The following is a 14541-nucleotide window of genomic DNA, read 5'->3' on the forward strand; positions in this document are numbered from 1 at the left end:
CCCGCGATGCCCGCTCTGGAAATTGAAATCATCAACAAGCTGGGCCTGCACGCCCGGGCCTCGGCCAAGTTCGTCGGCGTCGCCGGGCAGTTCCCTTGCCAGATCCGCGCCGGGCGTACCCCGGAATCCATGGTCGACGGCAAAAGCATCATGGCCATGATGATGCTGGCTGCGGGCAAGGGCACGAAGATTCATTTGAAGACCGAAGGCGAGCAAGAGCAGGAAGCGATGGATGCCCTGGTAGCGTTGATCAATAATTTCTTTGATGAGGGCGAGTAGGTAATCGCCCCTCCCCTGCGTCAGTTGGACAGCAGTTTGCCGTTGAACAGAATCTTCAACGTCTTGACCGTCAGTACGGCCAGGGCGATCGTCAGGAAAGCCAGGATCAGATAGGCAATCGCTTCCAGGATCACGCCTCCTTTGGCATCGGCATATTTCAACGCAGCGTTGCTCAATGCCGCAATCGGAAAGCTGATTGCCCACCAGGCAGGAGAAAAAGGCGCGGCCTGACGGAATACTTTGAATGCCAGCACCCCAAACAGGAACAGGCCAAAGTAGAAGAGCACGCTGGCAAAGTAGTCGACGCTGCCAAAGAAGTTGGTGTAAGCCAGAAAGCCGACTTCAAAGGGGGCGATAAGTATCATCAGCGAAGGTGTCATACCTTTGGCCATCACCGGCTCGTGAACCAGACGTGAAAAAATTCGCGTGAAGAACACCAGCGCAATCACACTCCCTACCGCCATCGCGAACAGATTGAACTCGTATGCCCACGCCATGGGCATGTGGGCACCTGTCACCGCGATGTCGAGCGCCGCCACCCCCGGGATCAGCCAGGCAGGCACCGCATATTGCGACTCCTGATTACCGGACAACAGTCGCGAGAGCACAATTGCCGCCAGGATCATGGTCAGCAGGCTACCCAACATCCAAAGCCCCTGGCTGATCAGGGTGCTAGCTGAACCTACGACTGCCGACAGCAGCAGCAACGCGATCGTCACCGTGCCAAAGAAATTTCCTGATATCGGGTGATTGAACTCGGCTTTGACCGCCGCAGGGTATTTAACCCATTTGGTGAGATACCCCGCCACCAGTGCGATAAACACCAGAATGGCAAACCCACCAATGACCGCTCCGATCATTTGCGCGTAAGCCACATATTCACTGGCGGACTGCCAGGCCAGGCTCAGGCCGGCCAACCCCATCACGGCGCCAAACAAATTGATGGGAAGATTCTTGATGGACCCCGACCGCTCGCTCGATTCAACAGCGAAGGGGGGAAGTGGCGCGTTACAGATGCTCATGCGGGTCTCCGGTTGACGATAAAGCACGTAACGGACAGTGTCGCCTACCTCCCCTCTGTCCTATAGTGTCGCTTAACGACGATTTCAGCCATTTCCACTACGGAGACCGACACCATGCGAATTGCCCTCCTGGCGTTTCCCCGTGTGCAAATGCTGGATGTCGTGGGCCCTGCCGATGTGTTCGCTGAAGCGGCCAGGCAATTGGGTAATTCCCGTGCATACAGGATCTCGGTCATCGGTACCGTCGCCGGGCAGATCAAGGGAACCAATGGGCTTCGCCTGGCCACGGATGACTCCATCGAGACGTTCAAGGGGGCTATCGATACGCTGCTGATCGCTGGAAGCCCCAGCGTGAATGACGTGGCACACGACGCCCACCTGCGGGACTGGGTGTGCTACCAGGCCACGCGCGTGCGGCGGATAGGCTCGGTTTGCAGTGGCGCTTTTGTGCTGGGGGCTGCTGGCTTGCTGGTCGGGCGACGCGTCACCACGCACTGGAATTCCAGTGCATTGCTGGCCAGGCAATACCCCGATGCCGTGGTCGAACCGGACAGCATTTTTATCCGCGACGGTAACCTGTACACCTCCGCCGGTGTGACGGCCGGTATGGATCTGGCGCTCGCGTTAGTCGAGGAGGACCACGGCCGGGATTTGGCGCTCAGTGTGGCCAGGGAGATGGTGATGTACTTCAAACGGCCGGGCGGCCAGTCACAGTTCAGCGCCCAACTGGCGGCACAGACCGCAGAGCGCACGAACATTCGCCAGATACAGACCTATATCGTCGACAACCTGGCCGCAGACCTGAGCGTGGCATTGCTGGCCCAACGCGCTGACATGAGCGAACGCAACTTTGCCCGGGTATTCAAGGCCGAGGGTGGATTCACCCCTGCCGAGTTCGTGGAGCTGGCACGTATCGACCAGGCACGGCGGCTGATCGAAGGCTCGAATGTCTCGCTCAAACGCCTGGCCGATCAGGTCGGCTATGCCAATGTTGATGGGTTCCGGCGCGCCTTCGTTCGCCGCCTGGGCGTTACCCCCAGCGACTACCGCAAGCGCTTCTTGTAGAAGCGCGACAGCCTCAGCCCAACGCCGTATCCATCACCATCATCAAGCAAAACCCGATACACAGCCCCAGGCTGGCGAGCTTGTCATGGCCATTGCGCCGCGACTCGGGAATGACTTCGTGAGTCACCACCAGCAGCATGGCCCCGGCCGCCAGCGCCAGCCCCAGCGGCAACAGCACCTGAGCCAGGCTCACCAGCCAGGCACACAGCACCGCAAACACCGGCTCCACCAGCCCTGACGCCGCGCCGATCAGGAACGCCTTGACCCGCGACATCCCTGCCCCGGCCAGCACCAACGCAATCACCAGTCCCTCCGGCACATCCTGCAAGGCAATACCCATGGCGAGGCTGTCGGCATCCGGCATGCCGCCGCCTGCCGAGACACCCACGGCCATGCCTTCGGGAATGTTGTGGGCAATGATGGCGAACACAAACAGCCAGATACGCGGCGGTATCACCGGATGATCCGGACTGCCCACCAGCATTTCCGGGCTCGCGCCGGAGACCTTGCGATCCACCAGATACAGCCCGAACGCGCCCAGCATGATGCCGAAACTGATCAATCCACTGGCAGCCCATGGCGTCAGCCCCAGGCTTTGGGCAGCCGCAATACCCGGCACGATCAGCGAAAACGCCGTAGCGGCCAACATCACCCCGGCACCGAAGCCGAGCAGCGTGTCGCTCACCGCCAATGGCATCCGGCGGATCACCAGTACCGGCACGGCACCCAGGGCGGTGCCGAGCGCGCAGATGGCCCCGCCCTGCAAGGCACGCAGGATGCGCGGTTCCAGGTCAAGCCAGGCCAGCCCTTGGGCCACCAGCAATGCAGTTCCTGCCAATAGCAGCAGCGAGCCAAACGCATAACGAAACATTCGCACGCTGCTGATCGCCAGTGTTTCAGTGCCCATAGTCGGCCTTAGATCTTGTTATAGAGGAGTTTCAGCCCAGCGCAGCCTGGTAGCGGCCGGCAACTTCCGGCCAGTTGATGACGCTGTAGAACGCATTGATGTATTCCGGACGACGGTTCTGGTACAGCAGGTAATAAGCGTGTTCCCAGACGTCCAGGCCGAGGATTGGCGTATTGCCGTTCATCAACGGGCTGTCCTGGTTGCCGCTGCTTTCCACCACCAGGGTCTTTTGCGGCGTCACGCTCAACCACGCCCAGCCGCTGCCGAAACGGGTCAAGGCAGCTTTGGTGAAGGCCTCTTTGAAGGCGTCGAAACCGCCCAACTGCTCGTCGATGGCGTCACCCAGCGCGCCGTCTGGCTTGCCGCCGCCCTTGGGCGACATGACAGCCCAGAACAACGAGTGGTTGGCGTGGCCGCCGCCCTGGTTGATCACCGCCGCCCGGAGTTTTTCCGGCAGTTGCTGGACGCTGGACACCAGTTTCTCCACCGGCCAAGCGGCAAACTCGGTGCCTTCGACGGCTGCGTTGAGGTTGTTGATGTAGGTCTGGTGGTGCTTGGTGTAATGGATCTCCATGGTTTGTGCGTCGATATGCGGTTCAAGGGCATCGTAGGCGTAAGGCAAGGCCGGCAAGGTGTAGGACATATCAATGAGCTCCATAAAAAGGGCTGTTGCGGGTCGACGCATCCGATGGCGCCACGTTGCTGCCCAGCAGGCGGTGGGTACGTGGGTACTCACCGTGATCGCTGATGAAATTCAGCAGTTCGACGTAGGTCTTGCTGCTCTGACGCAGGGCCGCTTCCCGCAATAGCGGGTTAAGACGGGTGTCTTGCATGGTCTGCAACAGGCGCTGGTGAATGGCGCAGAGGTATTCCGCGCTTTCTTCCGGCTGGTTCAGGCGCAAGTGCAGGTCGGCCAGGTTGTGATGGGAAATGACGCAAGCCGCCACCGCTTCGTCGGCATCCGCCCAGCGCTCAAACAACACTTGAGCCAGGGCCAGGGCTTGCAGGTAGGCCTCGCGGGCATCTACCAGCTCGCCCGCCATAAAGCAGCGATTGGCCCGTTCGATCGTGCGTTTCCAGTGCTCCATGGTGAGCCTCCAAAGCAGGGTCGGTGATTACACGCCGCCGGCCGTGAGCTTTTCCGGATCCAGCAGGATTTCCAGTTGGCTGCGGGGCAAGTCGGTATGTTCGAGCGCCACATCAATCACCGGACGGCCTTGTTGATAGGCCTTCTTGGCGATTTCGGCGGCCTTTTGGTAACCGATGATCGGGTTGAGTGCGGTCACCAGGATCGGATTGCGCGACAGCGCTTCCTTGAGCTTGGCTTCGTTGACCTTGAAGCTGGCGATGGCCTTGTCGGCCAGCAGTCGGCTGGAGTTGGCCAGCAACTCCAGGCTGCCGAGCAGGTTCTGGGCAATGATCGGCAGCATCACGTTGAGTTCGAAGTTGCCGGACTGGCCGGCGATGGTAATCACCGTGTCGTTGCCGATGACTTGTGCGGCAACCATGGCGGTGGCTTCCGGGATCACCGGGTTGACCTTGCCGGGCATGATCGAAGAGCCCGGCTGCAGGCCTTCCAGCTCGATTTCACCAAGGCCCGCCAATGGGCCGGAGTTCATCCAGCGCAGGTCGTTGGCGATTTTCATCAGGGACACGGCGGTGGTCTTGAGCTGCCCGGAGACCGCGACGGCCGTGTCCTGGGAGCCGATCAGCGCGAACAGGTTCTTGCCTGGGGTGAACTGGACGTGGGTCAGGCTGCTCAGTTGCTGGCTGAAGCGCGCTGCAAACTCCGGATGCGCATTGATCCCGGTGCCGACTGCAGTGCCACCCTGGGCCAGCGCCTGCAAACTCGGCAGCAGGTCTTGCAGATGACCGATATTGGCCTTGAGCTGCTGCGCCCAGCCATTGAGCACCTGGCTCATGCGCACCGGCATGGCGTCCATCAGATGCGTCCGACCGGTCTTGACGAAACGGTGCACCTCCTCGGCCTTGTGCTCGATCACCTGGACCAGGTGCAGCAGCGCCGGCAGGGTCTGTTCGTGCAGCACCAGTGCCGCGCTGACGTGAATGGTGGTGGGGATGATGTCATTGCTGCTCTGGCCGCAGTTGACGTGATCGTTAGGGTTGACCGGCTCGCCCAGCAAGCGGCTGGCGAGGGTCGCAATCACTTCGTTGGCGTTCATGTTGGAGCTGGTGCCGGAACCGGTCTGGAAGATATCCACCGGGAAATGCTGCATGAAATCGCCTTCCAGCAAGCCTTGGGCGGCATCAACGATGGCCTTGCCCTGGGCTTCGCTCAGTTGTTTCAGCTCGACGTTGGCTTTAGCGGCGGCAGCCTTGGCCAGGATCAACGCACGAATGAACTGCGCCGGCATGCGCTGGTGGCTGATGGGAAAGTTGTTCACCGCACGCTGGGTTTGTGCGCCATACAGAGCCTCGGCGGGCACTTGCAGTTCGCCCATGCTGTCGCGTTCGATACGGGTGTTACTCATCGGAAGATCCTTGCACCAGGTCAGAAACAGAAATGGAAGGCAGCAATTCGCAGGTCGCCAATTGCCAGGCAAAGGTCTGCCAGCGCTTGAGGCGGCAGGCACAGTGGGAAAGTTTTTCCAGGTCGCGCAACGGGCGCCAGGCCTGGTCCAGGCACATGGACCGCCAGTGCCAGGGCAAGGCGATGTCGGAGGCGGTGTCCAGCAGCAGGCGGAATGAGGTTTCGCCGATGGTCCACGGGTGGGTCGCAGTGCAACAGGCGAGGTACCGGCCTTCGGCCAGATAATGTTCGATCAGGCGGGGCTCGTCGGGAGCAAGGCCGCAACGAATCTGACGACTCATCCAACGCCAGCTTTCCAGGTAGGGATCCTCATGCAGGACAGAACTCATGATCCACACTCATTCGGTAATGATATTTATTATTAAATGATATTGAGAATCAAAACAAGAGCCTGAGGAAATCACTCGGAATTCCAGGCACAAAAAAAGGCGCGCCACCCAATGGGTGGCGCGCCTTCTTTATGGCGCCTGTCGGCGGGTTAGCTGCCGGCGACGGTCATCTTTTCGATCAACACCGAACCGGTGCGGATGTTGCTGCGCAGTTCCAGGTCATTACCCACCGCGACAATCTGCTTGAACATGTCACGCATGTTGCCCGCGATGGTCACTTCCTGCACGGCGAACTGGATTTCGCCGTTTTCCACCCAGAAACCCGCCGCACCACGGGAGTAATCACCCGTGACCATATTCAGGCCATGGCCCATCAACTCGGTGACCAGCAAGCCACGGCCCATGCGCCGCAACAGCGCCGCCTGGTCTTCATCGCCATGGGTGATGAACAGGTTGTGTACGCCACCGGAGTTGGCGGTGCTTGGCAGGCCGAGTTTGCGACCGGCGTAGGTGCCCAGCACATAGGACACCAGCTCACCGTTCTCGACGAACGGCTTGGCATAGGTGGCCAGGCCATCACCGTCAAACGACGAACTGCCCATGGCGCGCATCAGGTGCGGGCGCTCATCGATGGTCAGCCATTCCGGGAACAGCTTCTGGCCAATCGCGCCTTCCAGGAACGACGACTTGCGGTACAGGTTGCCGCCGGAAATCGCCCCAAGGAAACTGCCGAACAAACCACCGGCCAGTTCCGCCGAGAACAACACCGGCACTTCACAGGTAGGCACCGGGCGCGCGCCCAGGCGGCTGGCAGCACGCTGCGCGGCACGCTGGCCGATGAGTACCGGGTCCATCAGCAATTCGCCCTGGCGGTTCACGTCGTACCAGTAATCACGCTGCATCTGGCCGTTGGCTTCGGCGATCATCACGCAGCTCAGGCTGTGACGCGTCGAGGCATAACCGCCGATAAAACCGTGGCTGTTGCCGTATACGCGGCAACCCTGATGAGTACTCAAGGTGGTGCCATCGGCGTTCTTGATCCGGCTGTCGGCATCGAATGCCGCCGCTTCACAGGTCAGTGCCTGTTCAATAGCCTGTTCCGGGGTGATGTCCCAGGCATGGAACAGGTCAAAATCCTTCAAGTCCCGAGCCATCAGGGCTGCATCAGCCAGGCCGGAGCTTTCATCTTCGGAGGTGTGCTTGGCAATCGCCAGCGCTGCAGCAACGGTTTCGCGAATCGCTTCCGGGCCGCTGGCAGAAGTGCTGGCCGAGCCCTTGCGCTGGCCCACGTACAAGGTGATGCCAAACCCCTGGTCGCGGTTGAATTCGACGGTTTCCACTTCCCGCTGGCGCACCGATGTCGACAACCCCTGCTCCAGGGACACCGCCACTTCACAGGCACTGGCCCCCTGGCGCTTGGCCTCGGCAATGATCTGCTCGACTTGTTCCTGCAGTGCCGGTAACGCTTGCGGACCGACGCTTTGGGCTGCACTCATGGTTTTCTCCACTCAAATTCTGCTTTCGGTTAAGGCCTTCTAGCGACCGGGCCGGACAAGCGGCCCCCGACTGGTTATCATGGCGGCGTTTCTTTGCGGACTGCCACCATGGTTGATTCTTACGACGACTCCCTCGATGGGGAGAAAAGCAAATCTCAGGTCAAACGCGAGCTGCATGCTCTGGTTGACCTCGGCGAGCGCCTTACAACACTCAAGCCTGACTTGTGTGCAAAACTGCCATTGACCGACGCCCTGCGCCGGGCTCTGAACGATGCGCCCAAGCACACCGCGAATATCGCGCGTAAACGGCACCTCATGTTCATCGGCAAACTGATGCGCGACCAGGACACTGACGCCATTCTGACGTTGCTCGATCAACTCGATGCCTCCACTCGCCAGTACAACGAGCGCTTCCATAACCTGGAACGCTGGCGTGATCGCCTGATCGCTGGCGATGACGCGGTACTGGAGAAGTTCGTCATCGAGTACCCGGATGCCGATCGCCAACAATTGCGCTCCCTGATCCGTCAGGCCCAGCACGAACTGGCGCAAAGCAAGCCACCGGCCTCCAGCCGAAAAATCTTCAAATACATCCGTGAGCTGGACGATAGTCAACGCGGCCTGCGCTGACCCTCTTCCCCGGGTGGCGGCCTTCGCCACCCGAAGCTCCCGTTCTTACGACCCCGTGCCTCCCACGGTGATCGCATCGATTTTCAAGGTTGGCTGGCCGACACCCACCGGCACCGACTGACCATCCTTGCCGCACGTCCCCACACCGCTGTCCAGCGACAGGTCGTTACCGACCATCGACACCTTGCTCATGGCTTCCGGGCCGTTGCCAATCAACGTTGCACCCTTGACCGGCGCGGTGATCTTGCCGTCTTCGATCAAATACGCCTCGCTGGTGGAGAACACGAACTTGCCGCTGGTGATGTCCACCTGCCCACCACCGAGGTTGGCGCAGTAGATGCCGCGTTTCACCGAGGCGATGATTTCGGCCGGATCGCTTTCGCCGCCGAGCATGTAGGTGTTGGTCATGCGCGGCATCGGCAGGTGCGCGTAGGACTCGCGACGACCGTTACCGGTGCGGGCCACGCCCATCAGGCGCGCGTTGAGCTTGTCTTGCATGTAGCCCTTGAGCACACCGTTTTCGATCAGCGTGGTGCACTCGGTCGGGGTGCCTTCGTCATCGACGCTCAACGAACCGCGACGCCCGGCCAGGGTACCGTCATCGACGATGGTGCAGAGCCTGGACGCAACCATCTCGCCCATGCGCCCGCTGTAGGCGGAACTGCCCTTGCGGTTGAAATCACCTTCCAGGCCGTGGCCCACCGCTTCATGCAGCAGCACGCCGGACCAGCCAGAGCCCAATACCACCGGCAACGTACCTGCCGGGGCCGGAATTGCTTCCAGATTGACCAGGGCCTGGCGCAACGCTTCACGGGCATACCCCATGGCGCGGTCTTCGGTGAGGAAATAACGGTAGTCGGTACGCCCACCGCCGCCATGGCCACCGCGCTCGCGACGGCCATTCTGTTCGACGATCACGCTGACATTGAAGCGCACCAGCGGCCGCACATCCGCCGCCAGGCCGCCATCGGTGGAGGCCACGAGGATGCGTTCCCACACCCCGGCCATGCTTACGGTGACTTGCTGGATACGCGGATCCAGGGCGCGGGTCGCCGCGTCCACACGCTTGAGCAGCTCGACCTTTTCGGCGCGGCTGATCACTTCCAATGGGTTATCCGGGGCATACAGCTGGGCCACGTCCTGGGTGCTGAACGCCTGCACCGTGCCGTTTTGCCCGGCACGGGAGATCGAACGCGCTGCGCGAGCCGCCAGCCCCAGGGCTTCCAGGGTGATGGCGTTGCTGTAGGCAAAGCCGGTTTTTTCACCGGACTGCGCACGCACACCCACGCCTTGGTCGAGGTTGAAGCTGCCTTCCTTGACGATCCCGTCTTCCAGGGCCCAGGACTCGGAAATCTGCCCCTGGAAATACAGGTCGGCCGCGTCGATGCCTGGCCCGGCCAGATCGCCGAGGACCGTTTGTAAGCTTTCGATGGTCACGCCACCAGGCGCCAGGAGGTGTTCACTGACTGAGGACAACAACTCGCTCATAGGTTTGGCCTTAAATTCATCGTTCTGAAGCAGGTCGCTGTGCGCCCTGCGAGAAAAAGCGCCGGTGGCCCGCCACCGGCATACGCGTCCGTATCGACGCCTGTTCGCTGCTATCGCGTTCGGCCAACAACACCGCCTCGCCTTGATCCTGTTGTGCCAGCACGCGCCCCCATGGGTCGATGATCGCTGCATGCCCGAAGGTTTCCCTGGGCCCCGGATGCACGCCACCCTGGGCGGCCGCCAGCAGGTAGCACTGGGTCTCGATGGCACGCGCACGGATCAGCACATCCCAGTGCGCGGCGCCGGTTACCGCTGTAAAGGCCGAGGGCGCGGTGATCAACTCGGCACCCGCAGCGCGCAATTCGCTGTATAGCTCCGGGAAGCGCAAGTCGTAACACACCGTCAGCCCCAGGCGGCCGACCGGCGTATCCGCGACGACCACCTGGCTACCATGAGCATAGTCATCGGATTCACGATAACGACCCCGGGCATCGGCCACATCGACATCGAACAGGTGCAGCTTGTCGTAGCGGGCAACGATTTCGCCCTGATCATCGATCAGCAGCGAGCAGGCATTGGACTTGGCGTTCGGCTGATCCTTTGGGGGCAGCGGCAAAGTGCCGGCCACTATCCATAAGGTGAGGTCGCGGGCGGTCTGTTTCAACCATGGCAGGATCGGACCTTCGCCCAAGGCCTCGGCGCGACCGATATCGGCCACATCGCGACGGCCCATGGCGGCGAAGTTTTCCGGGAGTACCGCAAGCCTTGCACCGCCCGCCGCCGCTTGCTCCAGCAGGCGCCGGGCCTGGGCCAGGTTGGCCAGCACATCGCTTTGGCTGACCATTTGAATTACCGCAAAGGACATGGGCCCACACTCCAGAAAAGGCATGCGGCCATGCTACTCCACAGGTACTCAGTTTGGCTTTTCAAATGGCTTGTCGAAGGTGATTTTCGGGTCCTTCCACGGGCCTTCTACCTTGTACTGCACGCTGGCGAAACGCGAAACACGGTCGCCAATCAGCTTGTCGATCAGGAACAGCGCCCCGCCAATGGCCGGGGCGCCGACGATCAAAGCAGCAATCGGCAGGTTGTTGGTGACCGGCAGCGTCACCAGCAACTTGGCATCGACGCGGTCTGCCACCAGGTCCAGGGTGCCGTTGATCTCCAGGTTACTCGACGGGCCGGTCATGGTGATCGGCTCACGGGTTACAAACACGCCGTTACTGGCGGCCAGCAAGCCCTTGACCCGGTCATAACTCAAGCCCTTGCCAAGCAAGTCCGAGAAGTCCAGGCGCAGCCGGCGACCGATGGAGTTGAAGTTCAGCAAGCCAAACACCCGCAGGGCCTGCGCACCGCCGTCCACTTCAACAAACTGGCCTTTGCGGAAACTGGCGTCCAGGCTGCCGGAGAAACGCTTGGGACCTACCCAGGCCGGCGAACCCGGCCAGCGGCCGTCCACGTCCACGTGAAAATCTTCGCTGGTCACGCTCGGCGCAAATCCCCAGCCCTTGAGCACGTCGCCAATGTTCTTGCCATCGAGGCGGCCCTTGTACCAACTGCTGCTGGCACCGGGTGCACCTTCCCAACCGCCGGCGCCCTGGAGCAGCATGCCCTTGAGCCCCAGGTTCAGGCTGTTGAACGCCATGCCCCTGGTGGTCGGGCGAACTTTCAGAGACCAGGCACCTACCAGGTCCGGGCCCTGGAACAACTGGGCAATCGAGATATCCAGCGCGGGAATATCCTTGGGATCAACATCAGCCAATGGGTCCGGCGCATTTTCATCCGCCTGCACGGTCGGATCCACCGCAGGCAGCTTCACGTACTGCAGGTTGACTGCAATCGGCGCGCCCTTGGCGTCCGGCAACCCCACGGTACCCTTGGCCTGCTGGCTGTCGAACTGCAAGCCCCAGGCAGCGGGTTTGCGGTCCAGCTGCAAGCTGACCTGGTCGAACTGGGTGCCGAAACCGGTCAGCTTGCCGACCTTGAAATCGGCCCCGCTCAACAACTGCTTGGCACTGCCACCCGGGTCGTTGCCGGCGTAGCGGTCCACGAGCTTTTTCCAGGGGTCGATATCCAGCTCCGACAACACGCCGCGGATTCGCAAGCCCTTGCCGGCCGGCAACACCGCATCGCCATCTCCCAGGAACAGCTCACCCCGGCCGTCGGCGAAATTGTCCGCCGGGGCGGCGAAGGTGAAGCTGCCCAACTCGCCATAATCGAACCAGTAACGGCGCTCCTTACCCTGCAAGGTCATGCGGAACACACTGTCGCGGCCCTGACTCGCCGGCATGCCGAACGGCGCCGGCAGGTCCACGGCCACGCCCTTGAGGTTGGAGCTGACCATCAACTGGCTGTCGGCGCCATCGAGGTTGAGCTGCAATTGGTAGGGGATATCGCCGGACACCGGCAACGGCTGGCTGACCTTCAGCCAGTCAGTCAGCCGCTTGACGGTCACCTGCCCTTTCGCGGTGACGCGGGTGTTGAGGTCGCCTGGCTTGCCATCGGCGAAAATCTGCGCGGTGATCGGTCGGTCGAAGGCCTGGGCGCTGATGTTCTGGCCACTCAGACCCTTGGCGCTGTCGAAGCGGAAATCACCCTTGAGCTGGCTCAGGTCCAGCGTAGGCTCGGCCAGTTGCAGGCGGGACTTGTCGGTCTTGAAATCCACCACGATCTTGGGATCGGCGCCCTTGGCCAAGGGAATATCCAGGTCCAGCTTGCCTTGCAGGTCGCCCTCGCCTTTCCAGCCGGCGAAGGTCGAGGCGGTGCCGATCGGCGCTTCCTGAAGGATTTTCAGGCCATCGCCCAGGCCACCGGCAAAGTTGCCGGTGAGCAGCAGGTGGCTGTCCTTGCCTTCGGGGGCGTGGGGAATGTTGACGTAGATATCATTGACCTTGGTGTCGAGCAGCTGGCCCTTGCTGGCCAGGATGCGCACGCCGCTTTCCTCGACAAACACTTCACCCTTGACCTTGCTCACGTGCGGCCAGCCCGGCTGGAATGCCAGCTCGGCATCATGCACCTTGAAGAACAGGCTGATATTGCGCGAGGCAGGCAGTGCGTCGTGGTTCAGCGAGCCTTGGTACTGGAAGAAGCCCTCGTCCACTGCACCCTTGAGAATCGCAGTGCGCAGCCACTCATCGAGTGCCGGGCTCAACACCGCCGGCAGGTATTTGGGGGTGAAGCGGCCATCGCCGTCGACCATACCGACCCGCAGGTCCATGTAGTCTTCCTGGCTATGGTCGAAATGCAGGCGAATCAGGAAGTCGGCGGCGACCTTGCCCTCCTCGCCCAGCACCTTGATATACGGCGCGATCAGGGTGAAGCCTTGCTTGTCGAGCTTCCACGTCAGGCGGGCGTTGGCCTGGATGTACTGCCAGGGCTTGGCGAAGATCGGAAACAGGTGCAAGGAGAAATCCTTGCTGTCCATGCGCAGCTCACCCTTGCCCAGGTCACCGCTGATGCTGCCGCTGACATTGCGGGCTGCCGGCGCGCCGAAGTAAGCGTCGAAACCAATACGGTCGAGGTTGGCCGCGAAGCTCACGCGCTGGTCGGTGGTGTCTTGAGGCCGATAATCCAGCAACACGTTCCGCAGCGTACCAGTGGCCTTCAGATGATCCAGGGTGGTGGCCACGGCTTCCGGCAAGGGTGCCAAGGCGTGCAGCAATGGCGTGATCGGCGTCAGGTCGAGGCGATCGGCCTGCAGGTTCCAGACTTCCTGGGCCTTGTCGGTGGCCAGGGTTTGTTGCAGTTGCAGGCGCGATTCCCAGCGAGTGTCGCCGAGGTTCATTGCGAGCGAGTCAAACAGCACCTTGAGGCCGCTGTCACTGCGTTGCAGGTACGCAGTGAGGGCCAGGTTCTCAATATGAGTCGGCTTGCGATCGGCATAGCTGCCCTTGAGCTGCGGGGCGTTGAGGCGCACGGCGGCGCTTTGCACGGTGCCCTTGGCCCAGGTCAGCCAGAATTCGCCGCCGGCCTTGAGTTCGGTAAGTTTCCATTGCTGGGTCAGTTTTGCCGGGATCCATTTTGCCCAGTCACTCTGGGGCAAGCTCAGGTAAGCCTCGGCTTCGCCGTCTTTCCACTGGCTGGCGCGGATTCGGGTGCGCAGGTTCAACGCCAAGGGCTGGCCGTCGGGCAGGGTCAGGCGCGCGTCCAGGCGCTGGCGGTTGGCGCCGGTCTGCAGGCTCACGCCGACATAGGTCAAGGTCAGCGGTGCCTGGTCGAACGGCTGCAGCGTAACCTGGCTGTCGAGCAATGAAACCTGCCCGACCATTTGCAGGCGCGTCAGCAGTTGTTCGGGATCCAGCGGCTGGTCATCCTGCACCGGCAGGCCTTGCAGCGCCCAGTGGCCGTCCTGGTCTTCCTTCACGCTGACTTGCAGGCCGCTGACTTCCAGGTGGGCAATGCGCACTTCACGCGCCAGCAGGCTGGCCCAGATATCCGGCACCACCTGCACCTGGTCCAGGCGCAGGGCGCTGCTGCCCTCGCCGACCATCACGTCGTGAGCCAACAATACCGGCGCGAAGCCACTCCAGCGCCCTTCCAGGCTGCCGATGTTCACGGGCATATCCAGCGCAGTACGCGCCTTGGCCTCGATTTCGCCACGGTATTCCGCCACCAACGGCGTCAATTCACGGCCCAGGCTCACGTACACCGCCGCCAATACCAGCAGCAAGGCGCACAGGCCGAGGCCCCAGCGGGTCAATGCGGCAAAAAAGCGTATCAGACGCTCCATGTCAGGCGACCCTCAAAGGCAATAGTCGGACGGCAGATCAAGGCC

The 14541-nt window shown here is 61.6% G+C and carries 13 protein-coding genes; 3 read left to right on the top strand and 10 right to left on the bottom strand.

The window, feature by feature from the left end; translation table 11 throughout:
• The first annotated feature begins 6 nt into the window (after positions 1-6).
• Positions 7-279 (top strand): HPr family phosphocarrier protein, encoded by a 273-nt coding sequence (locus HX821_RS18915; RefSeq protein ID WP_003216108.1) that lies wholly within the window; start codon positions 7-9, stop codon positions 277-279.
• Between the two features lie 20 nt (positions 280-299).
• On the opposite strand, the gene HX821_RS18920 is transcribed toward HX821_RS18915, so the two are convergent.
• Positions 300-1301 (bottom strand): SLAC1 anion channel family protein, encoded by a 1002-nt coding sequence (locus tag HX821_RS18920; RefSeq protein ID WP_102369902.1) that lies wholly within the window; start codon positions 1299-1301, stop codon positions 300-302.
• Positions 1302-1415: 114 nt separating this feature from the next.
• On the opposite strand from HX821_RS18920, the gene HX821_RS18925 reads away from it, so the two are divergent.
• On the top strand, positions 1416-2366 hold the full coding sequence (locus HX821_RS18925) for a GlxA family transcriptional regulator (protein WP_102369903.1): 951 nt from the start codon (positions 1416-1418) through the stop codon (positions 2364-2366).
• A gap of 13 nt (positions 2367-2379) precedes the next feature.
• On the opposite strand, the gene HX821_RS18930 is transcribed toward HX821_RS18925, so the two are convergent.
• The 6 genes from HX821_RS18930 to pmbA all read right to left on the bottom strand — a co-directional run bounded on the left by HX821_RS18930 (position 2380) and on the right by pmbA (position 7649).
• Entirely contained in the window at positions 2380-3273 is an 894-nt protein-coding gene (locus tag HX821_RS18930; RefSeq protein ID WP_134327315.1) for a ZIP family metal transporter, read from the bottom strand.
• Between the two features lie 31 nt (positions 3274-3304).
• On the bottom strand, positions 3305-3916 hold the full coding sequence (locus tag HX821_RS18935; protein WP_008434313.1) for a superoxide dismutase: 612 nt from the start codon (positions 3914-3916) through the stop codon (positions 3305-3307).
• 1 nt (position 3917) lies between these two features.
• On the bottom strand, positions 3918-4361 hold the full coding sequence (locus HX821_RS18940) for a hypothetical protein (RefSeq protein WP_003216099.1): 444 nt from the start codon (positions 4359-4361) through the stop codon (positions 3918-3920).
• 27 nt (positions 4362-4388) lie between these two features.
• Positions 4389-5765: an aspartate ammonia-lyase gene (locus tag HX821_RS18945; protein WP_008434316.1), complete on the bottom strand. Its 1377-nt coding sequence runs from the start codon at positions 5763-5765 to the stop codon at positions 4389-4391.
• On the bottom strand, positions 5758-6153 hold the full coding sequence (locus HX821_RS18950) for a FagA protein (protein ID WP_102369905.1): 396 nt from the start codon (positions 6151-6153) through the stop codon (positions 5758-5760). Before HX821_RS18950 ends, HX821_RS18945 begins: the two co-directional genes overlap by 8 nt.
• Before the next feature lie 149 nt (positions 6154-6302).
• On the bottom strand, positions 6303-7649 hold the full coding sequence (pmbA, locus tag HX821_RS18955; protein WP_003216094.1) for a metalloprotease PmbA: 1347 nt from the start codon (positions 7647-7649) through the stop codon (positions 6303-6305).
• Between the two features lie 108 nt (positions 7650-7757).
• Here pmbA and yjgA point away from each other — a divergent pair, with 108 nt between their 5' ends.
• Positions 7758-8279, top strand: coding sequence for a ribosome biogenesis factor YjgA (gene yjgA, locus HX821_RS18960; protein ID WP_003216092.1), 522 nt, complete (start codon positions 7758-7760; stop codon positions 8277-8279).
• A 45-nt stretch (positions 8280-8324) separates the two neighbouring features.
• Here the strand turns inward: yjgA and tldD are convergent, their stop codons facing one another.
• Genes tldD through HX821_RS18975 form a run of 3 tightly spaced genes read right to left on the bottom strand, consistent with a single transcriptional unit; the run spans position 8325 to position 14496 of the window.
• Complete coding sequence (tldD, locus tag HX821_RS18965; protein WP_003216090.1) at positions 8325-9767, bottom strand: metalloprotease TldD; 1443 nt, start codon at positions 9765-9767, stop codon at positions 8325-8327.
• Positions 9768-9783: 16 nt separating this feature from the next.
• Positions 9784-10632, bottom strand: a complete 849-nt coding sequence (locus HX821_RS18970) for a carbon-nitrogen hydrolase family protein (RefSeq protein ID WP_008437218.1) — start codon at positions 10630-10632, stop codon at positions 9784-9786.
• Positions 10633-10680: 48 nt separating this feature from the next.
• The gene (locus HX821_RS18975) at positions 10681-14496 is read right to left on the bottom strand and encodes a YhdP family protein (protein ID WP_177036220.1); all 3816 of its coding nucleotides are present in this window, start codon (positions 14494-14496) and stop codon (positions 10681-10683) included.
• Positions 14497-14541 lie beyond the last annotated feature (45 nt).

Source organism: Pseudomonas sp. B6001 (genome assembly GCF_013386015.1).
Classification (GTDB): domain Bacteria; phylum Pseudomonadota; class Gammaproteobacteria; order Pseudomonadales; family Pseudomonadaceae; genus Aquipseudomonas.